The 26,175-nt window shown below is 65.5% G+C and carries 32 protein-coding genes; 15 read left to right on the top strand and 17 right to left on the bottom strand.

Annotated elements, in window-relative coordinates:
• Window positions 1–240: 240 nt before the first annotated feature.
• From AUC69_RS19855 to AUC69_RS15175, 4 genes are read left to right on the top strand one after another with little or no spacing between them, the layout of a single operon-like run.
• Window positions 241–555, top strand: a complete 315-nt coding sequence (locus AUC69_RS19855; protein ID WP_141700844.1) for an ABC transporter substrate-binding protein — start codon at window positions 241–243, stop codon at window positions 553–555.
• Window positions 479–724, top strand: coding sequence for a hypothetical protein (locus tag AUC69_RS17695; protein WP_069442904.1), 246 nt, complete (start codon window positions 479–481; stop codon window positions 722–724). The genes AUC69_RS19855 and AUC69_RS17695 overlap by 77 nt, the downstream gene beginning before the upstream one ends.
• Window positions 721–1,554 (top strand): ABC transporter ATP-binding protein, encoded by an 834-nt coding sequence (locus AUC69_RS18810; RefSeq protein ID WP_069442903.1) that lies wholly within the window; start codon window positions 721–723, stop codon window positions 1,552–1,554. The genes AUC69_RS17695 and AUC69_RS18810 overlap by 4 nt, the downstream gene beginning before the upstream one ends.
• Window positions 1,496–2,542, top strand: a complete 1,047-nt coding sequence (locus AUC69_RS15175) for an ABC transporter permease (RefSeq protein ID WP_069442902.1) — start codon at window positions 1,496–1,498, stop codon at window positions 2,540–2,542. The genes AUC69_RS18810 and AUC69_RS15175 overlap by 59 nt, the downstream gene beginning before the upstream one ends.
• A 7-nt stretch (window positions 2,543–2,549) precedes the next feature.
• On the opposite strand, the gene AUC69_RS15170 is transcribed toward AUC69_RS15175, so the two are convergent.
• Genes AUC69_RS15170 through AUC69_RS15160 form a run of 3 tightly spaced genes read right to left on the bottom strand, consistent with a single transcriptional unit; the run spans window position 2,550 to window position 4,794 of the window.
• A complete protein-coding gene (locus tag AUC69_RS15170) occupies window positions 2,550–3,560 on the bottom strand; it encodes an NUDIX hydrolase (RefSeq protein WP_069442901.1) in 1,011 nt (336 codons plus the stop codon).
• A gap of 3 nt (window positions 3,561–3,563) precedes the next feature.
• Complete coding sequence (locus tag AUC69_RS15165) at window positions 3,564–4,139, bottom strand: tyrosine phosphatase family protein (protein WP_244500294.1); 576 nt, start codon at window positions 4,137–4,139, stop codon at window positions 3,564–3,566.
• 40 nt (window positions 4,140–4,179) lie between these two features.
• Entirely contained in the window at window positions 4,180–4,794 is a 615-nt protein-coding gene (locus AUC69_RS15160; protein WP_069442941.1) for a YfbR-like 5'-deoxynucleotidase, read from the bottom strand.
• Window positions 4,795–4,958: 164 nt separating this feature from the next.
• On the opposite strand from AUC69_RS15160, the gene AUC69_RS15155 reads away from it, so the two are divergent.
• Window positions 4,959–5,198 (top strand): DUF2188 domain-containing protein, encoded by a 240-nt coding sequence (locus AUC69_RS15155; protein WP_069442899.1) that lies wholly within the window; start codon window positions 4,959–4,961, stop codon window positions 5,196–5,198.
• Window positions 5,199–5,206: 8 nt separating this feature from the next.
• On the opposite strand, the gene AUC69_RS15150 is transcribed toward AUC69_RS15155, so the two are convergent.
• Window positions 5,207–5,785, bottom strand: a complete 579-nt coding sequence (locus tag AUC69_RS15150) for a DNA-3-methyladenine glycosylase I (protein WP_069442898.1) — start codon at window positions 5,783–5,785, stop codon at window positions 5,207–5,209.
• Entirely contained in the window at window positions 5,785–6,654 is an 870-nt protein-coding gene (ygfZ, locus tag AUC69_RS15145; protein WP_342018618.1) for a CAF17-like 4Fe-4S cluster assembly/insertion protein YgfZ, read from the bottom strand. The genes AUC69_RS15150 and ygfZ overlap by 1 nt, the downstream gene beginning before the upstream one ends.
• 76 nt (window positions 6,655–6,730) lie before the next feature.
• On the opposite strand from ygfZ, the gene AUC69_RS15140 reads away from it, so the two are divergent.
• Window positions 6,731–8,071, top strand: a complete 1,341-nt coding sequence (locus tag AUC69_RS15140) for a dihydroorotase (RefSeq protein WP_069442940.1) — start codon at window positions 6,731–6,733, stop codon at window positions 8,069–8,071.
• Window positions 8,072–8,205: 134 nt separating this feature from the next.
• Here the strand turns inward: AUC69_RS15140 and AUC69_RS15135 are convergent, their stop codons facing one another.
• Entirely contained in the window at window positions 8,206–8,736 is a 531-nt protein-coding gene (locus AUC69_RS15135) for a hypothetical protein (RefSeq protein ID WP_069442897.1), read from the bottom strand.
• Window positions 8,737–8,885: 149 nt separating this feature from the next.
• Here AUC69_RS15135 and AUC69_RS15130 point away from each other — a divergent pair, with 149 nt between their 5' ends.
• On the top strand, window positions 8,886–9,533 hold the full coding sequence (locus AUC69_RS15130) for a LysE family translocator (RefSeq protein WP_069442896.1): 648 nt from the start codon (window positions 8,886–8,888) through the stop codon (window positions 9,531–9,533).
• A gap of 9 nt (window positions 9,534–9,542) precedes the next feature.
• Here AUC69_RS15130 and AUC69_RS15125 read toward each other — a convergent pair whose 3' ends face one another.
• The 3 genes from AUC69_RS15125 to AUC69_RS15115 form a co-directional block, all read right to left on the bottom strand.
• Window positions 9,543–9,836, bottom strand: coding sequence for a hypothetical protein (locus AUC69_RS15125; RefSeq protein WP_425283556.1), 294 nt, complete (start codon window positions 9,834–9,836; stop codon window positions 9,543–9,545).
• A 39-nt stretch (window positions 9,837–9,875) separates the two neighbouring features.
• Window positions 9,876–10,547: a TIGR02301 family protein gene (locus AUC69_RS15120; protein WP_069442895.1), complete on the bottom strand. Its 672-nt coding sequence runs from the start codon at window positions 10,545–10,547 to the stop codon at window positions 9,876–9,878.
• Window positions 10,548–10,622: 75 nt separating this feature from the next.
• Window positions 10,623–11,222: a hypothetical protein gene (locus AUC69_RS15115; RefSeq protein ID WP_069442894.1), complete on the bottom strand. Its 600-nt coding sequence runs from the start codon at window positions 11,220–11,222 to the stop codon at window positions 10,623–10,625.
• A gap of 75 nt (window positions 11,223–11,297) precedes the next feature.
• Here AUC69_RS15115 and AUC69_RS15110 point away from each other — a divergent pair, with 75 nt between their 5' ends.
• The 3 genes from AUC69_RS15110 (at window position 11,298) to AUC69_RS15100 (ending at window position 13,558) form a co-directional block, all read left to right on the top strand.
• On the top strand, window positions 11,298–11,975 hold the full coding sequence (locus AUC69_RS15110; protein ID WP_069442893.1) for an SOS response-associated peptidase: 678 nt from the start codon (window positions 11,298–11,300) through the stop codon (window positions 11,973–11,975).
• A gap of 36 nt (window positions 11,976–12,011) precedes the next feature.
• The gene (locus tag AUC69_RS15105) at window positions 12,012–12,893 is read left to right on the top strand and encodes a polyphosphate kinase 2 family protein (RefSeq protein WP_069442892.1); all 882 of its coding nucleotides are present in this window, start codon (window positions 12,012–12,014) and stop codon (window positions 12,891–12,893) included.
• Window positions 12,894–13,291: 398 nt separating this feature from the next.
• Complete coding sequence (locus AUC69_RS15100) at window positions 13,292–13,558, top strand: hypothetical protein (protein ID WP_069442891.1); 267 nt, start codon at window positions 13,292–13,294, stop codon at window positions 13,556–13,558.
• A 9-nt stretch (window positions 13,559–13,567) separates the two neighbouring features.
• Here AUC69_RS15100 and AUC69_RS15095 read toward each other — a convergent pair whose 3' ends face one another.
• From AUC69_RS15095 to AUC69_RS15085, 3 genes are read right to left on the bottom strand one after another with little or no spacing between them, the layout of a single operon-like run.
• On the bottom strand, window positions 13,568–14,269 hold the full coding sequence (locus tag AUC69_RS15095) for an O-methyltransferase (RefSeq protein ID WP_069442890.1): 702 nt from the start codon (window positions 14,267–14,269) through the stop codon (window positions 13,568–13,570).
• On the bottom strand, window positions 14,266–15,702 hold the full coding sequence (locus AUC69_RS15090; RefSeq protein WP_069442889.1) for an FAD-binding oxidoreductase: 1,437 nt from the start codon (window positions 15,700–15,702) through the stop codon (window positions 14,266–14,268). The genes AUC69_RS15095 and AUC69_RS15090 overlap by 4 nt, the downstream gene beginning before the upstream one ends.
• A gap of 9 nt (window positions 15,703–15,711) precedes the next feature.
• On the bottom strand, window positions 15,712–16,662 hold the full coding sequence (locus tag AUC69_RS15085) for an L-threonylcarbamoyladenylate synthase (protein ID WP_069442888.1): 951 nt from the start codon (window positions 16,660–16,662) through the stop codon (window positions 15,712–15,714).
• An 80-nt stretch (window positions 16,663–16,742) separates the two neighbouring features.
• Here AUC69_RS15085 and AUC69_RS15080 point away from each other — a divergent pair, with 80 nt between their 5' ends.
• From AUC69_RS15080 to dxs, 3 genes are all read left to right on the top strand, one after another.
• Window positions 16,743–17,672 (top strand): histone deacetylase family protein, encoded by a 930-nt coding sequence (locus AUC69_RS15080; protein ID WP_069442887.1) that lies wholly within the window; start codon window positions 16,743–16,745, stop codon window positions 17,670–17,672.
• 38 nt (window positions 17,673–17,710) lie between these two features.
• Window positions 17,711–17,968 carry an exodeoxyribonuclease VII small subunit gene (locus tag AUC69_RS15075; protein ID WP_069442886.1) on the top strand — a complete coding sequence of 86 codons (258 nt, stop codon included), beginning with the start codon at window positions 17,711–17,713 and terminating at the stop codon, window positions 17,966–17,968.
• 173 nt (window positions 17,969–18,141) lie between these two features.
• Entirely contained in the window at window positions 18,142–20,088 is a 1,947-nt protein-coding gene (gene dxs, locus AUC69_RS15070) for a 1-deoxy-D-xylulose-5-phosphate synthase (protein WP_069442885.1), read from the top strand.
• On the opposite strand, the gene AUC69_RS15065 is transcribed toward dxs, so the two are convergent.
• From AUC69_RS15065 to AUC69_RS15055, 3 genes are all read right to left on the bottom strand, one after another.
• Window positions 20,085–20,573, bottom strand: coding sequence for a hypothetical protein (locus AUC69_RS15065; RefSeq protein ID WP_069442884.1), 489 nt, complete (start codon window positions 20,571–20,573; stop codon window positions 20,085–20,087). The genes dxs and AUC69_RS15065 overlap by 4 nt on opposite strands.
• 166 nt (window positions 20,574–20,739) lie before the next feature.
• The gene (locus AUC69_RS15060; protein WP_244500293.1) at window positions 20,740–21,114 is read right to left on the bottom strand and encodes an SET domain-containing protein-lysine N-methyltransferase; all 375 of its coding nucleotides are present in this window, start codon (window positions 21,112–21,114) and stop codon (window positions 20,740–20,742) included.
• 129 nt (window positions 21,115–21,243) lie between these two features.
• Entirely contained in the window at window positions 21,244–21,771 is a 528-nt protein-coding gene (locus AUC69_RS15055) for an SET domain-containing protein (protein WP_244500292.1), read from the bottom strand.
• Window positions 21,772–21,955: 184 nt separating this feature from the next.
• Between AUC69_RS15055 and AUC69_RS15050 the strand changes: the two genes are divergently transcribed.
• On the top strand, window positions 21,956–22,711 hold the full coding sequence (locus tag AUC69_RS15050) for a TlyA family RNA methyltransferase (protein WP_069442883.1): 756 nt from the start codon (window positions 21,956–21,958) through the stop codon (window positions 22,709–22,711).
• Window positions 22,701–23,930 (top strand): class I SAM-dependent RNA methyltransferase, encoded by a 1,230-nt coding sequence (locus tag AUC69_RS15045; RefSeq protein ID WP_069442882.1) that lies wholly within the window; start codon window positions 22,701–22,703, stop codon window positions 23,928–23,930. Before AUC69_RS15050 ends, AUC69_RS15045 begins: the two co-directional genes overlap by 11 nt.
• On the opposite strand, the gene AUC69_RS15040 is transcribed toward AUC69_RS15045, so the two are convergent.
• Both AUC69_RS15040 and aroC read right to left on the bottom strand, forming a co-directional pair.
• On the bottom strand, window positions 23,927–24,628 hold the full coding sequence (locus tag AUC69_RS15040) for an NAD-dependent deacylase (RefSeq protein ID WP_069442881.1): 702 nt from the start codon (window positions 24,626–24,628) through the stop codon (window positions 23,927–23,929). The two genes, AUC69_RS15045 and AUC69_RS15040, sit on opposite strands and share 4 nt — an antisense overlap.
• 12 nt (window positions 24,629–24,640) lie before the next feature.
• On the bottom strand, window positions 24,641–25,732 hold the full coding sequence (aroC, locus tag AUC69_RS15035; RefSeq protein ID WP_069442880.1) for a chorismate synthase: 1,092 nt from the start codon (window positions 25,730–25,732) through the stop codon (window positions 24,641–24,643).
• Between the last annotated feature and the right edge of the window lie 443 nt (window positions 25,733–26,175).

The following is a 26,175-nucleotide window of genomic DNA, read 5'->3' as shown; positions in this document are numbered from 1 at the left end:
TAAGATCACCTGTCTGGCCGGTGACTGCCCGGTACCCTGAGCCTTTTACCCTGAAGCGAAGTTTTTCATGTCGTTTGCACATTCTGCCAGTTCAAGGCGTCCCCATGCGATTGTGCGCGCCATAGGGGCTCTGTTGCTTGTGGCCGCCTACCTCACTCCGGGGCCGGTCCTTGCGGCCGGCAACGCCGACGACACCAAGGCCTCGGTGCGCGCCTTTGTCGAGGGCATCAACGAAGCTCGATGAATTTCTTCGGCTCCGGCACCGATGACGACGCCCGGGAGCGCGTCCGCGCCTTGCTGGCCTCCTCGTTCGACGTGCCCAAAATGGCTGAGTACGCCCTGGCGAGAGCCTGGGAGCAGGCGAACGCCGAGCAGCGCGAGGAGCTCTTGGCGGCCTCAGGGAAGAGATCGTCACGGCCTTTCTGCGGCGCATGCGGGCGCGGGCACGAAGCTCGAGTTCGTCGGGTATCGCAAGCCGGTGGAAAAAGAGCAGCTGGCGGCGAGCCGCCGGACCGTGCCGGGCAAGCCCGACCAGATCTGGATTTGGTGGCTTAGTCCCGACGGCGCCTCATGGCGCGTCACCGATCTCTCTGTGGATGGGCACAGCGCACTCTCGACCCAGCGCCAGGAATACGGTTCAGTGTTCATCGACAATGACGGCAGCATCGATGCCGTCCTCGATTTCATGCGCACACGCGCGGCAAGACCAGTTCAGGCCGAATGACTTCAAGCCATCTCCTTCAACTTGAGCATGTCAATCACACCTTCGACGCCGGGCGTATCGTCGCGCTGCGCGACGTCAATCTCGACTTCGGCGAGGGCGAGTCGGTCGCCATTCTCGGCGCGAGCGGCAGCGGCAAGACGACGCTCATCCTCGTCATGTGCGGCATCAGGACGCCGACGAGCGGGGTGCTGCGTTGGCGGGGCGAGCCCATTTCCACGCTTCGGCAGTGGACCGATCTGCGCCGCACGGAGATTGGCATCGTGTTTCAAGACTTCAATCTATTCTCCACCCTCACGGCGGCGGAGAATGTCGAGGTGGCGATGTTCGGCTCGGGCGCCAGCACGGCCGAACGCAAGCGCCGGGTGGAGGAGGCGTTGGATACCGTCGGTCTTGCCCGCCGCGCCACGCACTTGCCGCAGGAGCTGTCTGGCGGTGAGCGCCAGCGGGTCGCCATCGCCCGCAGCATCATCAACAATCCGAAGCTCATTCTCGCCGACGAGCCTACCGGCAATCTGGACAGCAAGAACGCGGCGGCGATTCTGGACCTCATGTTCGATTTGCAGCGCGCGCGCGGGTCGACCTTGATCATGGTGTCTCACGCGCCGGACCAGGCTCGGCGCTGCGCGCGGCACGTCAACATGAAGGATGGTCAGGTGGTCGATCAGACGTTTGCCCCGGCGCGGCGCATGAGGAGGCTCCGTGAACCATCTCGAACTCGCCTATCGCAATCTCAGGCGCCGGCGCGCGCGATCCATCCTCACCATCCTCGGCGTGGCGTTTGCCGTCGGCAGCTTCATCACGCTCTACGGCTTGTCGCGCAGTGTGCATGAGAATGTGGAGCGGAGCTTCGACGAGCATGGCACGGACCTCACCGTGAAGCGCCGGGGTATCGCCGAGCCCTTCGGCGGGACGATCCCTCAGGAGATCATCCCCGAGATCAAGAAGATTCCTGGCGTGGAGGATGTGGCCGGCCAGCTCCTCACCTTCGCCGCCACCGACAACGACGACAACGTGCTCGCCGTCGGTTGGTCGCCCGATAGCTTCTATTGGACCGGCGCGCCGCTAAAGGCGGGACGTATCCCCAAGCCCGACGAGACCAAGGTTGCCCTGGTGGGCAGCGAGATCGCGCGGACCATGGGCAAGACTGTCGGCGACGACATCACGCTGCTCGGCGAGAAGTTCAAGATCGTCGGCCTCACCGACTACCACTCCATCATCAACCGCAACCAGGTGATCGTGAAGCTCGAAGATCTGCAAGAGCTGACCTTCCGCACCGGGGCGGTGACATTCCTGTCCATCAAGCTCGAGAACCCCGGCGATCAAGCCGAGGCCGATCGCGTGAGCCAAGCCGTCGAAGCCTTGGACAAGCTCACCGTGAGCCCGAGCGAAGGCATGCTGCGTAACGATAGCCTGTTCGGCCTGTTGACCGCCGTGTCGAGCGCGATGGCGTGGGTCGCCCTGTTCATGGGCGTGCTCATGGTGCTCAACACGCTGCTTATGGCGGTTCTCGAGCGCACCCGGGAGATCGGCATCCTGTCGGCGCTCGGCTGGTCGAAGGAACGCATCATGCTGGCGCTGGTGATCGAAGGATTCATCCTGTCCGCCGTCGGCAGCGTGGTCGGCATCTTGCTCGGCGTGGCCGGTTCGAAATTCTTGAGCTCGATTCCGTCCATCGGCCGCTACGTGGCGGTGGAACCGACGATTCCGCTCATCGCCATCACCGCCATCGCGGCGGTGGTGCTCGGCGTTCTCGGGTCTTTCTATCCGGCTTGGGTGGCGACGCGGGCCAGTCCCGCCGAGGCGCTCGAGCGCGCCTGAGCCGCGCTTAGCTCCGTCCGGCCTTTACCCGCAAGCCGGGCGCCGGGCGCTCCAGCACTACTTCCCGGCGGAAGCGGTGAAGCCGGGCAGGGCGGCCGCCGGTCTTCGTCGAGACATTGCCCGTGGGCTCGACCAGCCCGCCCTTCTCGACCAGACGGCGGAAATTTTGCTTGTGCAGCAGCGTGCCGGAAATGGCCTCGACGGTCTTCTGCAGGTCGTAGAGCGTGAATTCCGGCGGCAGGAGCTCGAACACCACCGGACGGTATTTCAGCTTGCCGCGCAAGCGTCCCATGGCGGTCGCCAAAATGCGGCGATGGTCCAGCGCCATCGGCCGGCCGAGCGCGGGAAGCTCTTCCCACTGTGAAGCTGCCGACCGTCCATCGCGCTTCGCCTCTTCGACGAGTCCCGCCTCGTAGAGCAACTCGTAGCGCTCCAGAACCTTCTCCTCATCCCAGCCGCCGCCGATGCCGAAGCTGATCTTGAGCCGCTCGGGACGCCGCAAGGGACGTGCCGACTCGTTGGGAGAGGGCGGCCGCTCGGCCCATTCTTTCAGTCGGGGCTCGATCTCCTCGGTCAGGATATCGGGCTTGCCATTGCGCCAGTCTTCCCACGGCAGATAGGCGTACCAGGGCGACCAATGCGCCCCCATCATCTCCTCGGCCCCGCCGCGGGTGAGCGCCAGGTAGCCCACCGAGAGCGTATGCGCGCCGCCCGGCTCGGCATGCCGCCCACGGTCGCCAAACGTATAGAGCTGCTCCACATAGCCGAGCTCGATACCGGTTTGCCGCTTCACCCATTCGCGCAAGCCGATCTCGAGCGTCCGGTGCGCGCGCGGCGCGAAGGGGCCGAAGGGGAGCGCGTCCCATGTGCCCGGACCCGCCGTGCCCGGCCGGGCGACAAGGATATGCGGCTGCTGGTTGCGCACCGTGACGATGGCGGCGTTCAGCCCGAGCTCGATCTGAGGATCGCCAGAAAGTGGCTCTGCGTTGGTTGCCTCGTTGCGCCCCGCCTCGGCCATGGCCTAAGCGGCGTGCCGCGCCGGCAGCGAGAACACTTGGCCTTCTTCGGCGAACGCGCCGCGGCCGATCTGCTCGACGGCGGCCGTCATCCGCCCTTGGCGCGCCAGCACCTTGTCGGCCAGCGCCACGAGACGGCGGTTCGGCGTGGCAGTGGGCGAGGCGCCGCGCAATGCCTGGGCCAGCGAAGTCTCATCCGCATCCGGGTTCAGGGCGCAGAGCGAAATGAAGGCCGCGGCGGTGGACCGGCTGATCCCGGCCCAGCAATGGATCAACAGCGGCGCCTTCTGATCCCAATCGCGCGCGAACTGGATCAGCTCCGCAACGTGGTCCTCGCACGGCACGACGAGCCCGTCGCGCGGCTCGCTGATGTCGTTCATGGAGAGCCTGAGATGCCGCTCCGGGCCGATGCTCGGGGGTGTATCGATGAGGGTCTCGCCGTTGATGAGAGTCACCAGATGGCTGACTCGCGCATCGACGACCGTGGTCTGGACCAGGCTGAGCGGAGAGACGTAGATGGTTTCTGGAGACATGGCCGCCGGCACTTTAGCCCGAACCGTTGAGGAAATCAGCGTATCCATGGGGCTCTGCCTTCCGAATCAGTTTCTGCGTTCCCGCACCTCATCTGGCAAGCTCATGAAACCGTTTCAAGAAGGTCGCCTCTCCCTGTGCCGCAGGAAGGGGGCTTAACTGCGACAGCCTGTTGACAAGAGCGGGGCTCAAGCCCCGGGGCTGGCCAAAAAACCGGCGGGCCTCCTCGCGGGCGAACCCGGCGAGGCACGTCGCCTCGTAATAGGCGGCGATCTTGTCGGCGCGTTTGATGAGCTTCGTGGCGCTCCCGGGTAGCTCCGGCGGCAGTCCGAAACGCAGATGGATGGCGGCCAGCAGCCGTTCCTCGAAAGCCTTGTAATCGAGGGAAAGGGCGGCCTTGAACGGGCTGATCAGGTCGCCGATGACATATTCCGGGGCGTCATGCAGCAAGGCGGCAAGCCGAATCTCTTGCGGCAAGCTCCCATCGAGGTCGCCAGCGATAGCCTCGACCAGCAAGCTATGCTCCGCCACTGAGAAAGTATGATCGCCGCGCGTCTGGCCGTTCCATCGGGCGACGCGGGCCAGCCCGTGGGCGATGTCCTCGATCTCGATGTCGAGCGGTGAGGGGTCGAGCAGATCGAGCCGCCGTCCGCTCAGCATGCGCTGCCAGGCACGCGGTGCTGTATTGCCAGCAACGCTACTCATGATCGCCAATCCTCATCGAGCAATGGCAAGACACTGATTGATCGTTCGCGAGCAAGTCAAATGACTCCCTTAGAAAAAACATGGACGAACAGCGCTGCGAATGTCATTCATACCCGGTCTCGTTTGAGTAGAGGCAATCTCAATCAGACTCGGGAGAACGCACAATGGCAAGGCTGCCCAAATTTTCCCTCGCTTACAATGACAAGAACAAGAAGTGGGAATTGAAGCGAGAGGGTTCAGGAGAAGTCATCAAGCGGTTTAAGACCAAGGCGGCGGCCACCAAGGGCGGCGTTCTTGAGAGAGCCGTCAAGAAGCTTGGATCGGTCCGCATCAGAAAGCGTGACGGCAGGATTCAGGAAGAGCGCACCTATCCGCGCAGCGCCGATCCGCGCGGCCGGGGCTGATACCACGCTCATGCGAGATCGGCGCAGGCCGCGTGACGGTGACATGTCGTCAGGTGGTCGTTGACCATGCCGGTCGCCTGCATGAAGGCGTAGACGATCGTTGGCCCACAAAACTTGAAGCCACGCGATTTGAGTTCCTTGGAGATGGCGCGCGAGAGCGCCGTCTCCGCTGGAACTTGGCCCATCGCCCGGTAGCGGTTGACGATCGGCTTGCCGTCAACGAAGTCCCATAAGAACGTCGAGAAGCCATCGCCTGTCTCCATGATCTCGAGCCAGGCGCGTGCCGAGGCGATTGCGCCGTCGATCTTCATGCGGTTGCGCACGATGCCCGCGTCCTGCATCAGGGCCTCGACCTTCTTCGGTTGGTAGCGGGCGATTTTCTCAGGCTGAAAGCCGTCGAAGGCGCGGCGGAATGCATCGCGCTTGCGCAAGATGGTGATCCACGACAGCCCCGCCTGAAAGCCATCGAGAACGAGCTTCTCGTAGAGCGCGCGGTCGTCACGCTCGGGCACGCCCCATTCCTCGTCATGATAGGCGACATACAGAGGGTCGGTGCCGGGCCAGGGGCATCGCCGGGCGTCGGCCATCACGCAGGCACGCCCGTCGGCACGTCGAACGTGGCGAAGCTTGGACGGCGGAGCGTGACGCGTGTCCCATCCACCGCGAGGGGATTCCCTTTGGCCACGGCATCCTCCACGCGATCGAGCCGGACCAGGGCGAGGCCGAAGATGCCGTTCACCGAGCCGATCGGCCCGATCGGCAGGCCGCCGGCCTCGATCTCCCCGCCGGATTGGAGCGGCGCATCGCCCTCCACCGGCACGATCCGCTTCCGCGCCGTGCCACGATGCTGCATCCGCGACACCACCTCCTGCCCGACAAAGCAGCCCTTCTTGAAGTCGACCCCGTTCAATTGGTCGAACAAGGCATCGTGGGGAAAGGCATCGCCGAAGGCGTAGTCGCGGCCGCCTTCAGGAACCCCGAGCTTGATCCGCATGGCGTGGTAATCGTCCTCGCTTGCCGGCTCGCAGCCGAGATCGGCGACGGTTGTCGCCGCTTGGCAGCAGCAGGCGGATTCCAAGCGCGGCCAGCCGCGGATCGGCATAAGCGATGGCGCCGGCCGGCGGATGGGCCTCGCCGTCCCACGCCGCGGCCACGCTGAACTCCGGAGCTCGGCAATCTCGACCTTGGCGCGCAGGCGATAGAAACCGAGCCGTTTCACCAGTTCCGCCGCCTTTTCGCGAGAGACTTCGATGAGATAGCCGTCTCCGGCCGTCACGACGAAGAAATCGAAAAGAATCTTGCCTTGTGGGCTGAGCAGCCCCGCATGGATCGCGGCACCGTCTTGGGTGCGGTCGAGATTGTTGGTGATCACCCCCTGCAGCAGTTTGTGGGCATCCGGGCCTGTGACGCGCAATACGCTACGGTCGGAAAGGAGTGCCGCTCGGCAATGGCTCATGGGACGTCCTTCTGCTACCAAGGCGGACGAATCTAGGAGTGTGGGCGCCAGCCCGCAAGGGAAGCCAAGCCGCACCATGGCCGAGACCTTCGATATCGTTTTCAAGGGCGGGACCGTCGTCAATCAGGACGGCGAGGGTCCGGCCGACATTGGCGTCAGAGATGGCCAAATCCGCGCCATTGGCGATATCGGCGCGGGCCTCGCCGGCGAGACGGTGGATGTACGCGGCCTCCATATTCTGCCGGGCGTCATCGACACCCAGGTGCATTTCCGCGAGCCGGGGATGGAGCACAAGGAGGACTTGGAGACCGGCAGCCGCTCGGCGGTGCTCGGCGGTGTCACGGCCGTGTTCGAAATGCCAAACACCAAGCCACCGACCACGAGCGCCGAGGCTCTTGCCGCCAAGGTCGCCGCCGCGACGGGTCGCATGCATTGCGACTTCGCCTTCTTCGTCGGCGCCACGCACGACAATATCGATCGCTTGGGCGAGCTGGAGCTTTTGCCGGGCGCGGCGGGGGTCAAAGTTTTCGCCGGCTCTTCTACCGGCGATCTCCTCGTTGACGACGAGGCGGAGTTGGCGCGCGTCTTCGCCACGATTAGACGGCGCGCTTCTTTCCACTCCGAGTGCGAGTCGCGGTTGAAGGAGCGCGTCTCCGTGCAGCGCCAAGGGGATCCTTCGAGCCACACCGAATGGCGGGACCCGATTGCCGCCCTTGCTTCGACCGAGCGGTTGCTGCGTCTCGCCAGCGAAGCGGGAAAACGCATCCACATCCTCCATGTGTCGACGGGCGCCGAGATGGAACTTTTGGCGCTCCACAAGGACGTGGCCAGCGTCGAGGTCACGCCGCAGCATTTGACGCTGTCGACGCCCGAGGCGTACGAGACGCTCGGCACACGCGCGCAGATGAACCCGCCGCTGCGCGACCGCGCTCATCAGGACGTTCTGTGGTGGGGGCTGGCCCAGGGCGTCGTCGACGTCCTCGGCTCCGATCACGCGCCGCATACGCTCGAAGAGAAGAGCGGCACCTATCCGGCCACCCCGTCCGGCATGCCGGGTGTGCAGACGCTGGTGCCGGTGATGCTCGATCACGTCACGCGGGGACGCTTGAGTCTCGCCCGCTTCGTCGATCTGACCAGCGCCGGCGCGCAGCGGCTCTTCGGGATCGCCGGCAAAGGCCGTATCGCCGTGGGCTATGACGCGGACTTGACCATCGTCGATCTGAAGGCTGAGCGCGTCATCGAGGCGCCTTGGGTGGGCAGCAAATGCGGCTGGACGCCGTTCGCCGGGCGCAAGGTCAAAGGCTGGCCAGTTGGCACCGTGGTGCGCGGACGGCGCGCCATGTGGGAAGGCGAGCTTGGGCAAGCCGGCGGTGCGCCGGTGCGCTTCGGCGAGGCGCTGCCCAAAATCGCGGACTGATCACTGCACGAAATAATGCCATACGCCGGACGGCGAGATGCCGAGCCGGTAGTAGGTGTATTTGCCGCTCTTCTTCATGGGCACGGCAAGATGCGGCGGCACCGCCCGGTAAAACTCCACCTCTTGCGCCGGCGTCAGCTTGGTGATGTCGACCTCGGCGAAATACGGCCAGACATAGGTGGCGTCATGGCCCTTGCCGCTGAGGACGAAGCCCGAGCCAGCATGTTCAGCATGGCGGCCAGCACGTCGCGGCCGGTGCCGTCGGCGGATTGGCTCTTCCAGTAGGCGATTGGATCGCTCACAAACTCGGCTGCGACCATGGGCTTCAGCTCGTTCGATTCGAGCACGGGGCGCATCGCCTCGATATCGCCGGTCTCAGCCGCGAAGATGATCTCGGTCAACATGCGCTGTACGGGCTTCGGCAGCGCGCTCAGGTCGTATAGCGCCTTCGGCGCATTGCCGTCCTGGGCGCCTGCATCCGTCTTCGGGGCGGGTGAAATGCCTGGCCCTTCGGCCTGGCGATCGCCCCCGGCTTCGGCTGCGCCCGCGGCCGGCTTGGGCTGCGGAGTCGCGGATTTCTCGCCGTCCTGAGCGTAGACAATCACGGCAGCGCCCGCTACCAATGCGGCCAGGGCAATCATGAACAAATTTTTTTGGCGATTCATGCATCACTCCATGAGTGCTCGATCAATTTCGCAGAACGGCGAACAAGCGCAAGTGCGGCTCTCGATGGCGCAAATGCGCGGCGGCGGCGTTTCCGCCCGTTTCTTGACCGGCGAATAGGCCAGAGGCTTTGCAAGCAGGCGCCCAAATTGTGCTCTCCGGCATTCAGCTGGTGCTTGCCGGGCTTGGTATCGGCGTGTTGATGGCCGCCCCAATCGGGCCCGTCAACGTGCTCGTCATTCAACGGGCGGTGTCGCGCGGATTCTGGGGCGGCCTTGCCGCGGGATTGGGCGCGGTTCTCGGTGACGGCGTTCTCGCCGCCGCCGGCGCCTTCAGCATTGCGGCGATCTCCGACGTGATGGTCTCCTATGGCGACGCGATCCAATTCGTCGGCGGCTTGCTCTTGATCGGCTTCGGCTTGGCTCTCCTCCTGTGCCGGCCCGTCCTGGCGACACCGGTCAACGAGCGGTCCCATCTCTTCGAGCATGCCGGCATCATCCCGCAGACCTTCGTTCTGACCGTCACCAATCCCGGCGCTATTCTCGGCATGGCGGCGATGATCGGCGGCTTGGGCTCGCTGATCGGCGGCCTCAACACCAATCTCGAGGCGCTGATTCTGGTGGCCGCCATCATGGGCGGCAGCCTGTTGTGGTGGCTCGGTCTGTCCGAACTGATCGCCACGTTCCGCCACAAGCTCACCGAGAGCCGGCTGAACGTCATCAACCGCATCGCCGGTGTCGTGCTGTTCGGCTTCGGCGTGGCTCTGATTATCGAGGGATTGCTACGCTATTTCCGCTAGGGAAGGGCGTTACTGAGCGGTGCGCCTGAGCGTGAACTCGCCATGCTGAATGCGGCGCGAGAGACCAGAGGTCATCTTGGCCACGGCGTCCTCGCCATAAACGTCGACCAGATCCGCAAGGGCCGCATACAGTGCCGCGTTGGCGAGCATCTCCGGCTCGATGCCGTCATGGAGGGCTTCCTCCCAGGCATCGAGGATATAGCGCAGCGCCGCCTGCTTCTGGGCGTCGCCGGCCGAAGATTGCAGTGATCGCTTCGCCGTCCGCAAAGTAATGCCCCTTGGTGACAGGAACTCAGGGGTCACAATTACACCCCTGTTCTGCCGCCTGTGGGACAGAGTGAACTAACGGTTAACTGTTACACTTAATTGGGACGCGGCTAGTCGGGCGGTTCCGGGCCCGCGTCCGTCGGCGCGGCGTGGCGGCGGTGGTATCGGCGCCTTGTGCTGCCGCGTCTGGGGCGCGTCGTTCTGGGCCTGAGCCGGCGGTCCGCTGGCGAAAACGGAGGTCTGCGCCAGGGAAGCGGCGATGGTGGCCCCTTCGGTGGAGAACCGCCGCGTGGCCAGCGTGGCCGATTGCGTGCAGGTGCGGTAGGTGCGGCGATAGCCCCGGTAACCGTCGTTGAAGCTGTTCACCAGCTTGGCGCGGCGCACCGCGGTGGTGCCCTCGTTTCTGAGGATCTCCTTCATCTGCCCGCGCCACAACTGGCCTTCGTCGGCGCCGCAAAGCTCGCGCAGGTAATGCACCGCGCCAAGGATCTCGGCGAGCCGCATCAGCTTGTTGTCATAGGGCCGGTCGTCCGGTGGCGGCGGCGCGGTGCTCTCGCGCGGCACGATCGGAGGCAGGTCGTCGCCCGGCGGCCGAGGCTTCACGGTACGCTGCTTCTTCTTGGCGCGGGGCTGGTCGAACCACCAAAAGAATTGGGCCTGGGCCACGGGCGCGAAAGCCATGGTGGCGGCGGCCAGGAACAGCACCGCGAAGCCAAGCCAGAAACGCCGTTTTGAGCGCAGGATCATGGGGTCTCACTACCCCCAATTCATGGTGAAATCTAGCCGAGCGAACGGGCCTGGCGCCGGTTCAGATTGGCTGGCCTAGGCCGAGCGGGTCCCGAACAGGGCGTCGATGGCCGCCTGACCGCCGACCTCGCCTTGCGCCTCGGCATCGCCCCGGTCGGCGGCGATCTCGCCATTGGCGATGGAATTGGCCTCGTCGATCAGGATCCGCAGCCGCGAGGCGGCCTCTCGACAGGTCTTGTCCAGGCTCTGACCGCTATTGAGCTGAGCGCCGACGCTGCCCACCAGGGTGAGCGCCTCGCCGTGCAACCGCGCCACCGCCTCGTCGAACCGGGCCCGGACCTTGGACGGCGCGCGCCGATAGGCGGCGATCGCCAGATTCTTGTCCCGGAATCCTGACTGCGAGAAATGCTCCTCATAGGTCAGCGGACGCCAGGAGAGAAGATCCTCGGAGAATCCTTGCGGCTCGGAGGACAGAGCCTCGAGCAGCATGACGAGTTCGTGGAAATGATTGAGATAGTCGCTGGCGAGCAGCGTAGTTTCGTTGATGTTGGTGCCCGGAATGTGCGAGCGGAAATGACCGACCATGGCGGTCCGGAAGGCCGAGACGATATCCTCGCGGGTCACATCTTCCTGGATTTCCACCGCGCGGGCGTTACGATTCTCGTCGGGGGACATGGCGTATTCCCTAAGGGGCTTCAACTAGAAGCTGCCTCATCATGATTGCCAAAGGGTTACCGAAGGCACCAATATGTGCTCGCGCTACAATTTGACTTCGCCTCCGGAGGCGTGCGTGCCTATTTCGGCTATGCGGACAAGCCGAACTTTCCGGCGCGCTACAATATCGCGCCGACGCAAGCCATTCCCGTGGTGTGTCGCGACGGGCAGGGAACACGCCGCTTTCGGCTGATGCGCTGGGGCCTGCTGCCGCCGTTCGTCAAGGACCCGAAGCGGTTCCCCACGCTCATCAACGCCCGCTCCGAGGCGGTGCTGGAGAAGCCTTCCTTCCGTCACGCCATGCGCCGGCGGCGCTGCCTGATCCCGGCCGACGGTTTCTATGAATGGACCGGCGCGAAGGGCAAGAAGCGGCCGTTTCACCTGCGCCCGCGTGAACCGCGCCTGATCGCTTTCGCCGGGCTTTACGAGACCTGGCAGGACCCTGCCGGCGGCGAGATCGACACGGTCACCATCCTGACCTGTGAGGCCAATCGCACCGTCGCGGCGCTTCACGACCGTATGCCGGTGGTGATCGAGCCGGAACAGTTCGAGGCGTGGCTCGATGTCGAGGGCGTGAGCGCCGAGGAAGCGCTTGCCATCCTTGGACCCGCCGCCGACGATCTGTTCGAGGCGGTGGAGATGCACCCGAAAATCAACGATTCGCGAAAAGACGAGCCGGGCATCCAGGAGCCGCTCCAGCTCTCTCTACTCTAGGGGAGCAGCGGCAGAGAACGAGAATGAGGGAGGACCATGCTGCCATCCAAGATCATCGAGCGGTTTCGCGTCACCGACGGTGACAAGTTCAAGCTCAAGGACTTCGACCCCAGCGATATCGGCGATGTTGATTTCGACAAGCAGGACGGCAAGGAGATCCTGGAGGTCGGCGTCAAGAAGCTCGCCAGGCTCCAGGAACGGCTTTACGCGGAAGGAAAATGGGCCATCCTCATGGTCCTGCAAGGCATCGACACCGCCGGCAAGGACGGCGTCATCAAGCACGTGCTGTCGGGCGTCAATCCGCAAGGCTGCTCGGTGCATTCCTTCAAGCAGCCGAGCCACCTGGAACTCGCTCATGATTTCCTCTGGCGCTGCAACTTGGCGCTGCCCATGCGCGGCCATATCGGCATCTTCAACCGCTCCTATTACGAGGAGACCATCGTGGTGCGCGTGCATCCCGAGTTGCTGGCGAAGCAGAACATTCCACCGCAGCTTGTCACCAAGGACATCTGGAAAGAGCGCTATCAGGACATCAACAATTTCGAGCAGCGTCTCGCGCGCAGCGGCACCGTGCCGCTCAAATTCTTCCTCAACATCTCCAAGGAAGAGCAGCTGAAGCGGCTACTGGCCCGCGTCGACGATCCGGACAAGCATTGGAAATTCTCGCCCTATGACGTGGCCGAGCGCAAGCTGTGGGATCAGTATCAAGAGGTCTACGAGGATACGATCCGCAATACCGCGACCAAGGATGCCCCGTGGTACGTGGTGCCATGCGACAAGAAGTGGTTCGCACGCCTCGTCGTCGCCGGCGCGCTCGCTGAGCACATGGAGGCGCTCGATCTTAAATTCCCGACGCTGGACCAAAGCGAGATGGAAGCGATCGAGAAGGCCCACGCGGAGTTGCTCGCGCAGAAATGAGGCCGTCTAACAGCGCGGTCCGCTATCCCTGGCAGAAAGTAATCCAGCAATAGCTGCCCCGGGGTGTGCGCTTGGCGCACTCGACCAGAGCTTTGCTTTCCGCCCAGCCACAAGACGCGGACTGGCCCCAACCCCACGCGGAGCTGCTCTTTGCCTCGCAATAGCAGGCAAGCGCCTGCGAGGCGCCGCCGAAATGACACCGAAGACGACCGCGACTGAAGCAATGGCCAAGCTGATCTTTTTCAAGGCTAACCTCCCATCTACTGCTCTCAAGTTTCGGGCTCGCGTCGATCTGACCAAAATTTAATGCCCTACATTATCGGCGAGGGATTGGAGTACAATGCCCCGTATGATACCGATAATGCTTCCGAAGAAGCATACCGTAGAGGATTCGAAATATGAATCGCAAACTCTCGTTGCTGACGATTTGTTTCGCCATCTCGGGCCTCGTGCTCGCGGTAAATCCCGTCCGCGCCGAAGACGAGGAGAGCGGAGAGGGTGGCGGCCAAGCGGTGACCGCTGCGGAAATGCCAGAAGTTTGCCAGAAGCAAGCGGCCAATCGCAGCCTTACCGGCGATGATAAGGATGCGTATATCGAGAAGTGTAATGCGCCGAAAAGCCAGGTGACACGCAGCGTGACGCGCAAAATGGAAGGCCAGCTCTAGGCGTTCGGTTTAGTCGGGCTCCGCTGTCACCAGCATGATGGCCAGACCGTCATGGCCTTTATTGCCGACGGTTTGGATGGCCGTGGCGGTGACGCGCGGATCGGCGGCGGCGCGCGCATAGAAGCCGCGCAAGCCCTTCACATGCTTGTTGTCGCTCTGCGCGGCGAGGATCGCGCCTTCGCGCACAACATTGTCGACGACGATCAGGCTTCCCTGACGCGCGAGCCTCACCGCCCAATCGAAATAGTCGGGCGTGCTCGGCTTGTCGGCGTCGATGAAGATGAGATCGAACGGTCCGGCGCCTTCCGCCTCGAGTAGGGGCAATGTATCGAGGGCCTTGCCGACGCGGATCTCGACCCGGTCCGCCAGCCCCGCATTGGCGATATTGCCGCGTGCCACCTCCGCATAGTCGGGATTCATGTCGAGCGTGATCAGGCGGCCGCCTTCCGCCAGGCCGTGCGCCAGCCAGATTGTGCTGTAACCGCCGAGCGTGCCGATCTCCAGGATGCGGCGCGCGCCCATGGCCGCGGCCAGCATCATCAGCAGCTTGCCTTGCAAGGGCGCCACTTGGATTGCCGGCAGCCCCGCCGCTTCGCTGGCGGCGAGGGCCGCGTCAAGGGCGGGATCCGCCTCGAGGAAATTCTCCGCGATGTAGTCGTCGATCGCGATCCACTTGTCGTCTTGCGTCTTGTAGGGAGGCTTTTCGCTCATAGCAGCTTGCCGGGATTGAGAATGCCGTTGGGGTCGAAACTCGCTTTGATCGTGCGCATCAGCTCGAGCGCCAGCGGTTCCTTGGCATGGGGCAGGAGATCGCGCTTCATGCGGCCGATGCCGTGCTCGGCGCTGATCGAGCCGTCGAGGTCGAGCACGATCTCGTGCACCGCGGCGTTGAGCGCTTCCCAATTCGCCAGAAAAACAGCCTTGTCCATGCCGACCGGTTGACTGACGTTGTAGTGGATGTTGCCGTCGCCGAGATGGCCGAATGGCACCGGCCGCGCGCCGGGGATCATCAGCTCCACGAGCTGATTGGCCCGGGCGATGAATTCCGGCACGAGTGCCACCGGCACGGACACATCGTGCTTGATGCTGCCGCCCTCGTGCTTCTGCATCTCGCTCATCAATTCGCGTAAACGCCACAGCTCGCCGGCCTGGCTCAGCGACGAGGCGATGGCGGCATCGGCGATCTCTCCCGCCTCGATGCCGTCTTGCAGCAGCGCCTCGGCGATCGCCTGCGGTTCGCCGCTCTCGCGCGGGCTGGAGAACTCGAACAGGAGATACCAAGGATACGGCGCGGAGAGGGGATCGCGCGTGCGGTCGGCATGTTTCAGCACGAACTCGACGCCGACGCGCGGCAGGATTTCGAAAGCGGTCAGCATCGGCCCGGCGGCCTCGTAGGCCCGGGCGAAGAACGCGGTCGCCCGTTCCAGCTCGTTGACCCCGGCGATGCACGTCACCCGTTCGACCGGCCTGGGGAACAGGCGCAGCACCGCGGCGGTAATGATACCGAGCGTGCCTTCCGAGCCGATGAACAGGTCTTTGAGGTCGTAGCCGGTATTGTCCTTGCGCAGCCGCTTCAGCCCGTGCAGCACGCGGCCATCCGCCAAGACCACTTCGAGGCCCAGGGTGAGGTCCCGCGCGTTGCCATAGGCGAGAACGGCCACGCCGCCGGCATTGGTGGCGAGCACCCCGCCGATCTGGCAGCTCCCTTCCGAGGCGAGACTGAGCGGGAACAGCCGGCCGGCGCTCTCCGCCACTTGCTGTGCGGCCTGGAGCACCACGCCCGCTTCGACGGTCATGGTGTTGGAGGCGAGGTCGATGTCGCGCACATGGGTGAGCCGCTCCAGCGATACGACCACCTCGCTGCCGCTCTCGAACGGAATCTGCCCGCCCACCAGGCCCGTATTGCCGCCTTGCGGCACGATGGCGGTCAGCGTCTCGTTGGCGCATTTGAGGATGGCCGAGACCTCATCCGTCGAGCCGGGCTTGAGCACCGCCGCCGCCTTGCCCTGATAGCGGTCGCGCCACTCGGTGAGATAGGGCGCCATATCCGCCGGGTCGCGGACGGCATGGCTCTCGCCGACAATGCGCACCAGAGTATCAAGCGTGTCCGGACTGGGTGGGCTGAGTTTCGGGGTCTCGCTCATGGGTGAGGGCTAGCGCGCCTTGGCCGCACGCTGCAAGCGATCGTTGATCGCCTCGCCGAGGCCGTGGTTCGGGATCGGCATCACCGCGATGGCCGAGGCGCCGCAAGCGTCGAGCTCCCTGAGCGCCGCGAACAGCGCGGTCGCCGCTTCCGCGAGGTCGCTCGTGGGGCTGAGATTGATGCTCTGCTGCGCGCCTTGCGGCGCATGCGGCCCGAAGGCGAGCAGCGCTTCGCCAGCGCGCACATCCGCCGCGTCGAGCCGCAAGCGCGTGTTCGGCGCATAATGGCGCGCGAGCTGGCCGGGGGAGGCGATGGCGGCATCCGCCTTCGCTCGCGGCAGCCTTGCCCCGAGCACCGCCTCGATGGCCTCGCGCGGCACCGCGCCTAGGCGCAGGAGAATGGGCTCCGGCCCCGCCACGCTCACCACGGTCGATTCGAGCCCCATCGCGCAGGGACCGCCATCGAGGATCACGGCGGGAAGCTCATCGAGCTCCGCGGCCACATGGGCGGCGCGCGTGGGGCTGACGCGCCCCGACCGATTGGCGCTCGGCGCGGCGATGGGCATGTTGGCGGCGGCGAGCAGGGCTTGCGCCACGGGATGGTTGGGCGCGCGCAAGGCAATGGTGTCGAGGCCCGCGGTCACCAGGTCGGCGATGGGGCAATCGGCCCGCTTCGGCAGCACCAGCGACAACGGCCCGGGCCAGAAGGCTTTCGCTAGCTTCCGGGCGGTGGCGTCAAACACCGCATAGCCCTCGGCGGCGGCGAGATCGGGGACATGCACGATGAGCGGGTTGAAGCGGGGCCGGTCCTTGGCCGCGAAAACCTTCGCCACGGCAGCCCCGTCGAGCGCGTTGGCGCCGAGTCCGTAGACCGTCTCGGTGGGAAACGCCACGATCTCGCCCTTGGCAAGCGCCTGCGCGGCTTGGCCTATGGCCTCTTCTGTGGCTTGAAGGACGGGCATGGTCGGCCCCCATTTCGCGTGTTACCAGGGACCGGTCAAGCGAGAGTCCCGATGTCAGTGAACCGAAACCCGCCCTGCGCATGACCACGCTGCTTCTGACCCATCCCGCCTGCCTCGAGCACGATACCGGTTTCGGTCATCCCGAGCGCGCCGACCGGTTACGCGCCATCGACGATGCGCTGGCCGGCGAGGCCTTCGCCGGCCTGAAGCGGGAGCAGGCGCCGCGCGCCGAACTCAGCCAGATCGAGCGTCTGCACCCAGAAGCCTATGTGGAGATGGTCCACGCCGAGATCCCCAAGCGCGACCACAACTGGCTCGACCCCGATACGGTGGTTTCCTCGGGAAGCTGGGAAGCGGCGTTGCGGGCCACCGGCGCTGTCATCCACGCCGTCGACCAAGTGGCCACGGGCAAGGTGGACAACGCCTTCTGTGCCATCCGCCCGCCGGGGCACCATGCCGAGCGTCCCGCGCCATGGGGCTTCTGCCTGTTCAATTCCGTGGCCGTCGCCGCGCTTCATGCCCGCGCCGCCCACGGGGCCAAGCGCGTTGCCGTGATCGATTTCGACGTCCATCACGGCAACGGCACCCAGGCCGCCTTCTGGACCGACAAGGATCTGTTCTACGGATCGACCCATCAGATGCCTCTATTTCCGGGCACCGGCGCGCTGGACGAGACCGGCGTCGGCAATATCTGCAACGCGCCGCTCAAGCCCGGGGACGACGGCGAGGACTTCCGCACGGCCTATGAGGCGCGCGTTCTGCCGGCGCTCGATGCCTTCGCCCCGGATTTCATCCTGGTCTCGGCCGGGTTCGACGCCCATCTCAAGGACCCCCTGGCCCAGCTCCGGCTGCTCGAGCCGGATTTTGCCTGGATTACCGAGAAGCTGCTCGAAGCCGCGGCGAAGCACACCGGGGGCAAGCTCGTCTCGACCCTGGAAGGCGGCTACGATCTTGAGGCGCTGGCGGATTCGACAGCGGTCCACGTGAAGACGCTGATGGGCGGGAGCTAGCCCTTGATTGTCCTCGACGGAAAGGGCTAAGCCAAGTCATGGCCAATCCGACCGACAACACCGACATCAAATCCATGAGCTTCGAGCAGGCGTTGAAGGAGCTCGAGACCATTGTCGACCGCCTGGAGAAGGGCGACGTGGAGTTGGAGGCCTCGATCGTGATCTACGAGCGCGGCGAGGCGTTGCGCGCCCATTGCGATGGCCTGCTACGCCAAGCGGAAGCCCGCGTGGAGAAAATCTCCCTCAACCAGAACGGCGAGCCCACCGGGACCGAGCCCTTGGACGTCGACGACTAGGCGTCTGTCGCTGGTAGCGGCCGGGTCTCTCCGCTATGGTCGGCTGCTTCGCCCGGTCCAGGCGCGCGTTTTCGGGCTGCCGGAAAAGTTGCAAGCCTGGCCCTTGGCCGATTAGGGTGGATTAAGGTGCTGATCCTCCGAGTGTTTTTCCCAAAAATGCGGCAGATAAACGAATGAGCGCAGAGACTTCCACGCCCCTGCTGGACCGGATCCGGACGCCGGAGGATTTGCGCACCCTCGGCGACAACGAGTTGAAGCAGCTGGCCGATGAGTTGCGGCGGGAAACCATCAGCGCGGTCTCCGTGACCGGCGGTCATCTCGGCGCCGGCCTCGGCGTGGTCGAGCTCACCGTGGCGCTGCATCACGTGTTCGACACGCCGCGCGACAAGGTCATCTGGGACGTCGGCCATCAGGCCTATCCGCACAAGATCCTCACCGGCCGCCGCGACCGCATCCGCACGCTCCGCCAGGGCGACGGGCTGTCCGGCTTCTGCAAGCGCGCCGAGAGCGAATACGACCCGTTCGGTGCCGGCCACTCCTCGACCTCGATCTCGGCCGGCCTCGGCATGGCCGTGGCCCGCGACCTGTCCGGCGGCACCAACAATGTCGTGGCGGTGATCGGCGATGGCGCCATGAGCGCCGGCATGGCCTATGAGGCCATGAACACGGCCGGCGCCATGGATTCGCGCCTGATCGTGATTCTCAACGACAACGACATGTCGATCGCGCCGCCTGTCGGCGCCATGAGCGCGCACTTGGCGCGCCTCATCTCCGGCGGGACCTATCGCAGCTTCCGACGCTGGATGAAGCAACTCGCGCACAGCTTGCTGCCCGAGAGCTGGCAGCGGCGCGCGGCGCGTGCGGAAGAGTTCACCCGCGGCTTCTGGACCGGCGGCACGCTGTTCGAGGAGCTGGGCTTCTACTATGTCGGCCCCATCGACGGGCACAATCTCGATCACCTGCTGCCTGTGCTGCGCAATGTGAAGAAGATGCAGAACGGGCCGATCCTGGTTCATGTCGTCACGCAGAAGGGCAAGGGCTACGGCCCCGCCGAGGAGTCCGCCGACAAATATCACGGTGTCGGCCGCTTCAACGTCGTCACCGGCACGCAGGAGAAGGCCGCGCCCGGCGGTCCGCCGAGCTTTACCAAGGTCTTCGCCAACGCGCTCATCGCCGAGGCCCGCGCCGACGACAAGATCGTCGCCATCACTGCGGCCATGCCGTCGGGCACCGGTCTCGACAAGTTCGCAGACGCGTTTCCCGACCGGTCTTTCGATGTCGGCATCGCCGAGCAGCACGCGGTGACCTTCGCCGCGGGTCTCGCGGCGGAAGGCTATAAGCCCTTCGCGGCCATCTACTCGACCTTCCTCCAGCGCGCCTACGATCAGGTGGTGCACGACGTCGCCGTCCAGCATCTGCCAGTGCGCTTCGCCATCGACCGGGCCGGGCTTGTCGGCGCCGACGGACCCACCCATGCCGGCTCCTTCGACGTCGCCTATCTGTCCTGCCTGCCGGGCATGGTCGTCATGGCCGCGTCCGACGAGGCCGAGCTCATGCACATGGTGGCGACCGCCGCCGCCATCGACGATGGGCCGTCCGCCTTCCGCTATCCGCGCGGGGAGGGGACCGGCGTCGCCTTGCCGGAGCGCGGCACGCCGCTAGAGATCGGTAAGGGCCGCGTCGTGCGCGAAGCTTCCGCCGTGGCACTACTGTCCTTCGGCGCGCGACTCCAAGAGTGCCTCGCCGCGGCCGATGAGCTTGCCGGCTTCGGCCTGCCGGCCACCGTCGCCGATGCCCGTTTCGCCAAGCCGCTCGATATGGATCTCTTGCGCCAGTTGGCGAAGAACCACGAGGTTCTGGTCACCGTGGAGGAGGGCTCGAGCGGCGGCTTCGGCGCGCAAGTACTCCAGGCGCTTGCCGCGGAAGGTCTGCTCGATCGCGGTCTGAAGGTCCGCACGTTGACGCTGCCCGACCGGTTCATCGAGCAGAACAAGCCGGCGGCCATGTATGTCGAGGCCGGACTCGATGCGCGCGGCATCGTCACGTCGGTCTTCGCCGCGCTCGGCAAAGACGCGCTCGGCAAGGACGCCCGCGGCTCAGGCGCGGTGCGCCTCGCTTAGTCCAGGCTGCAATCCTTGGTGAACTGCTCGACCGCCGCCGCGCGGCCATGAACGGCGAGCTCGGCGCTGACCTCGCCGACCGTGACGGTCGCCGGCTTGTCGCTGCGGAGCACCTCGAGGATCGGCGCGAGCGTGATATCGGTCGCCTCGGCATAAATGGGATCCTCGGCCTCGTCCTGTCCGGCCTCCGCATCGACAGGCGCCGTCTTTCCATCGGACGCGAACGCGACCGAGAGCGGTGTGCCGAGCTTCATCTTTGGCAGCTCCGCATGCACGTTGAGCACGGCGATGCCCATGCTGTTGAAGCAGGCGATCATGAGAAGAGGACTCTTGTCCGGGTTGAGCGAACCGTAGGTCAGCGTGACGAAATCGCCGTTCAGTTTGGCGGTCCACACCGAGCTGTCTTGAGCGAGGCTGACGCCGGTGAGCGCTCCCGCAAAGAGGCCGGCGGTTACTATGGCGCGCATGAAGGGGCTCACTGTCATGGGAAACTCGCGGGCTCTCCTCGCAAGGCTCCGCCGCCGTCGACGGATACGAGACGGTTCAAGGGTCGGCTCTTGCTTAGGCGCTCAGGCGGCGCTTGGCAAACGCGCTGCCGCTTTTGCGCGGGAACCGGTTAATCAACGCCTTCGTGATCCTGGGCAAAAGTCCCTAAGGCGCGCTGGCGTGCAGCGCGGCGTCGACCGGCGCGCCGGCGAGGCTCGGCAGGAAGCCCACGAATTCCGGATCGAACTCGTGATAATTGCAGGTGATCTCTTCGCCGCGTGCGATGTCCGCCAGGGCATAGCCCTTGTCGAAGATGCGGAAATCCGTGTTCGGCGTGAGATTGTGATTCATGAAACGGCCGTTGTCGGCATCCACCACCCGGTAGCCTGGCCGATCCAAATGCGGATAGCTGAAATGGGCAATGAAGCCTCGCATATGGGGCGGCAGGGCGCCGATCTCGGTTTCATGAACGAAGATGTCGAACTTCGGATTGAGACTCCAGATCAGGCTTCCACACGGCACGAATTCGTCTGCGAACACGCCCAGACCTTCGATGGGGCTCTGGGCCGACGTAGGTGCTGATGAGCAGCATGCTGCGCTCCTAGGATTGTCGAACTGAGGGGAGGGAGTTGGGCGCCTTTCGGCGCCCGGGGGGACAGTCGCCGGGTTTCATCGGACACCGCTACGGGCTTCGTCTGCGAGGGCGAGAACCCGCTTCCGCCTTGGCCGCCGCGGCGCCTGTTCGGTCCGCAGGGCATCGATGCGCCGCTGAAGGTAAGGCGAGAAGTGGCCGGCATAGCGCTCCCATAGAGCGGGGTTGCGCCAGTCGTCACCCGTCACCGTGCGCCGGCAGATCTTCGAGCCGCAGCCGCACTCGAACTCGTCGTAGGGCGATCCATCGCACATGGCGTAATCGATGGTCACCTCCTCGCCGGGCATGATGCGCCGCAGGGCGACGATGGCGACCTGCCCATCGAGGCCTGCGTTCGGCTCGCAAGAGTGGTTGATGAAATCCGGAGGCTCGTTCGCGTGGACCGAGGCGAGGTAAAGCTCCTCCTCAATCTGAACGGTGTGACGCCGGATTTCCTCGGGGAGCGTGTCGAGCGCGTCGGCGGGCACGATGCGTCCAGTCCACACGCCGATGAGCTCGCCGGGATCGATCACCTGTCGGGCGACGACGGAATGCCCGCCGGTCACGTCACGATTTTTGACTTGGCATTTGTCGGAAAGGTAAGCCGTCGAGTCTGGGCTCACGAGACCTCCGCGATCACGCGCCGAGCGGGGCGCTTCGCAGCATGTATATTGAGGCGGCGCCGGCCGCTCCCGGCCTTCATCCGCGCGCGAGGACTCCCGACGCGACGCGAGCATATGAGAACCGCATTTGGCCAGCTACAAAAAAAAGCGCATCGACCGACGATTGGTGGAACTGGGCCTTGCGCCCACCCGCGCCCGCGCCGCCGACCTCGTGCGCCGGGGCTGTGTCACCGTGGCGGGCGAGCCCGCGACCAAGCCCGGTGCCTTGGTGGCCGAGGATGCGGCCCTTGCCGTGGCACCGCGCCGGCAACTACGTCTCCCGCGGCGGTCTCAGCTCGAAGCCGCGCTCGAAGCCTTCGGCCTGGACCCGCAAGGCCGGGTGGCGCTCGATGTCGGCGCCTCGACTGGCGGCTTCACCGAAGTGCTGCTCGCCCGCGGCGCGGCCAAGGTCTACGCCGTTGATGTGGGCCGCGACCAGTTGCATGCGAGCCTCCGCGCCGATCCCCGCGTTGTGTCGCTGGAGGCGACCGACGCGCGCAGCCTCGACACCGAAGCCATCCCAGAGCCCGTGGACGTCATCGTCGCCGATGTGAGCTTCATCAGCGTCACCCAGGCGCTTCCCGCCGCCTTGAAGCGCGCCGCGCCGGATGCCTGGCTCGTGGTCCTGGTGAAGCCGCAATTCGAGGCCGGACGCGAAGCCGTGGGCAAAGGTGGCATCGTCCGCGACGAGCAGGACCGTGCGCGCGCGGTCACCCGGGTGCGCGACTTTCTCGCAAACGAGGGCTGGACCGTGCTGGACGCGATCCAATCGCCCATCGAAGGCGGCAGCGGCAATGTCGAGTTCCTCATCGGCGCGCGTCATGGGGTTCCCGATGGTGCTTGAGGTCACGATCGACCGGCTCGGCGCCCAAGGCGACGGCGTGGCCGACGGGCCCGACGGCGCGCTCTTCGTGCCGTTTGCGCTGCCAGGGGAGCGTGTCCGCGTCGAGCCCGATGCCGACGGTAAGCATGCGGACCTGCTCGCGGTCCTTGAGGCGCCGCTCGCGGTCGAGCCCATCTGCCCCCATTTCGGCGTGTGCGGTGGCTGCGCCCTCCAGCATCTGGATGAGGGCGCATATCTCGCCTGGAAGCGCGGCCAGGTGGTTCAGGCGTTGCGCTCGCGGGGGCTCGAGGCGGAGGTCGAGCCGGTGCGGTCCGTGCCGCTTGGGAGCCGCCGGCGCGCCATGCTCACCCTCGGGCGCAACCAGGATGGGCTTGCTTTGGGTTATCGCCGCGCCCGCTCCCACGACCTGATCGACATCGAGGTCTGCCCGATCCTGTCGCCGGACATTGTCGCCCGCCTGCCGGCACTCAAATCGGCTTTGGCGCCGCTTCTCGGCAGTAAGCGCGAGGCGCGTATCGGCATCACCGAGACGGCAACCGGTCTCGACGTGGTCGTCGAAGGCGTGCGGCCGAAGGAGGCTGCCTTGGCCGGGCTGGCGCGCCAATCGATCAGTCTCGGTGTGGCGCGCGTGACCGTGGACGGCGACAGCCTGTTGCCCGGTGCGCCGCCGGAAGTCCGTTTCGGTCCGGCCGCGGTGCGGATTCCGCCGGGCGCCTTCCTTCAGGCCTCCGCCGAGGCCGAAGCGGTGATGACCGAGCTGGTCAGGGAGGGAGCGGTGGGCAGCGCGAAGCGCATCGCCGATCTCTTCGCCGGTCTTGGCACCTTCACCTTCGCGCTCGCAGGGTCCGCCAAGGTCGACGCCTATGAGGCCGACGAGGCCGCGCTTGCCGCTCTCGAAGACGCCGCCCGCCATACGCCGAAGCTGAAGCCGGTGCGCGCCATTCCCCGCGACCTGTTCCGCGAGCCGCTCGGAGCAAAGGAGCTCGACCGCTACGACGCGGTAGTGTTCGATCCGCCGCGCGCAGGCGCCGTGGCGCAAGTCCAGCAATTGGCGAAGTCGAAGGTGAAACGGCTCGTCGCCGTGTCCTGCAATCCCGCCACGCTGGCGCGGGATCTCCGCATCCTGGTCGATGGCGGCTATCGGCTCACCCGCGTGGTCCCCGTGGACCAGTTCCTGTTCTCGGCCCATATCGAGGTGGTCGCCCATCTCGAGCGCTAGCCGTGAAGAAGCCGCCCGACGAAGGCCGGCACCACCTCGGTCGCCGGCCCGTAATGGGCTTCGGCGAACAGGCTCGCGCAGTCGGACGGATCGAGATTGAGCTCCACCGTATGCGCGCCCGCACGGCGCGCCTCCGCCACGAAGCCCGCCGCCGGATAGACCGAGCCGCTGGTGCCGATCGCCACGAACAGATCGCATGCGTCGATTGCCGCGGCGATGTGGGGCATCTCCCGTGGCATCTCGCCGAACCACACCACGTCCGGGCGCATGAAGCCCGCCTTGTGGCAGACGGGGCAGGACGTGGTGAGCGACAGATCTTGCGTCCAGGGCAGGCTCGTGCCGCAGCGGGCGCAGAGCGCCCGGCCGAGCTCGCCATGCATGTGGATCAGGCGATGCGAGCCCGCCGCCTCGTGCAGTCCGTCGATATTCTGGGTCACGGTCAGGACCGCGCCCGTGTGCTCCTGCTCGAGCCGCGCGAGCGCCAGATGCGCCGCGTTCGGCTTGGCCTGTTTCAGCCAGCCGCGGCGCAGATTGTAGAACTCATGCACCTTCGGCGGATTGCGGGCGAAGCCTTCCGGCGTGGCGACCTCCTCGAGATTGTACTGATCCCACAGGCCGTCATGCCCCCGGAACGTGCCGAGCCCGCTTTCGGCTGAAAGCCCGGCGCCGGTCAGGATGACGATGCTGGCGAACTGCATTGAACCCGCGGGTCAGTCCTGGCCCGTCTGGCCGCGGTGGCGGAGATAGTGGTCGGCGAGCACGATGGCCACCATCGCCTCGCCGATGGGCACGGCGCGGATGCCGACGCACGGATCGTGCCGGCCTTTGGTGGACACCTCGGTATCGCCGCCTGCCGTGTCGATCGTCCTTCGCGCGGTGAGGATCGAGGAGGTTGGTTTCACCGCGAAGCGCGCGACCACGGGCTGGCCCGTGGAGATGCCGCCCAATATGCCGCCGGCGTTGTTGGACAGGAACTCCGGCGTCCCGTTCGGGTGCATGCGCATCTCGTCGGCGTTTTCCTCGCCCGACAGCGCCGCGCTCGCGAAGCCCGCGCCGATCTCCACGCCCTTGGCCGCGTTGATGCTCATCAACCCGGAGCAGATGTCTTGATCGAGCTTGCCGTAGACAGGCGCTCCGAGCCCCGCGGGCACGCCGTCGGCCACGACCTCGATCACCGCGCCGGTCGATGAGCCCTTCTTGCGGACCTCGTCGAGGAAGTCGGCCCACACGCGCGCCGCCTTGGCGTCGGGGCAGAAGAACGGGTTGTTGTCGATTTCGTCCCAATCCCAGTTGCCGCGGTCGATCTCGTAGGGCCCGACCTGCACCAGCGCGCCCCGCACGCGCAAGCCCGGCACGACTTTGCGCGCCACCGCGCCGCCGGCGACCCGCGCCGCCGTCTCCCGCGCCGAAGCGCGGCCCGAGCCCCGCCAATCGCGCAGGCCGTATTTCAGGAAATAGGTGTAGTCCGCGTGGCCGGGGCGGAACTTGTCCTTGATGTCCCCATAGTCCTTCGACCGCGCGTCCTGGTTCTTGATCTCGAGCGCGATCGGCGTGCCGGTGGTCACCTGCTCGCCGCCCTCGCTCTCGAACACGCCGGAGAGGATCTCGACCGTGTCGGGCTCCTTGCGCTGGGTCGTGTATTTCGACTGGCCGGGCTTGCGCTTATCCAAATAGCCCTGGATGTCGGCCTCGGTCAGCGGAATGCCGGGCGGGCAGCCATCGACCACGCAGCCGATCGCCGGCCCGTGACTTTCGCCCCAGGTGGTGATGCGGAAGAGATGACCGAAGCTGTTGTGCGACATGGGTTCTTTTAGAAGTGTGGGCGGGTTGCGTCCAGGTCTGGCGATCCTAGCAGTCCAGTCGGCAACAAACCCTTTCGTCCTTTCTCGTCCTTCTTCGTCAATCGCGGGGCTTGTTCCGGCGATGAGAAGGTGGAGCACGCAAGCATGCCAATGCCGTCTAGCGGGGTCCAAGCCCACGAGACCTAATTTGTCATCCCATGGCTCCCATGAAATCCCCTCGCGATGAGGGGGGTGGCGCGCCGCTTGGCGCAAGATCCTGATAGGTTCCGCGAGTCTCTTGCGGGACCCGCGGCGGGCGCCGTCACGGCGCGCCACATCCGGCGATATCAGGCCCCCTTCCGCACGGCTTCTCACCAGTGGCACAGGCGCGCAGATCGTTCGCGCGCCTCACCCGACGACCCACGCGTTACAGCGCAGGTGGGCGGAGCGGGGACCCCCGAGGC

Origin of the sequence: Methyloceanibacter superfactus, assembly GCF_001723305.1 — a bacterium.
GTDB lineage: Bacteria > Pseudomonadota > Alphaproteobacteria > Rhizobiales > Methyloligellaceae > Methyloceanibacter > Methyloceanibacter superfactus.
This window is presented reverse-complemented; position numbering and strand designations above follow the sequence as displayed.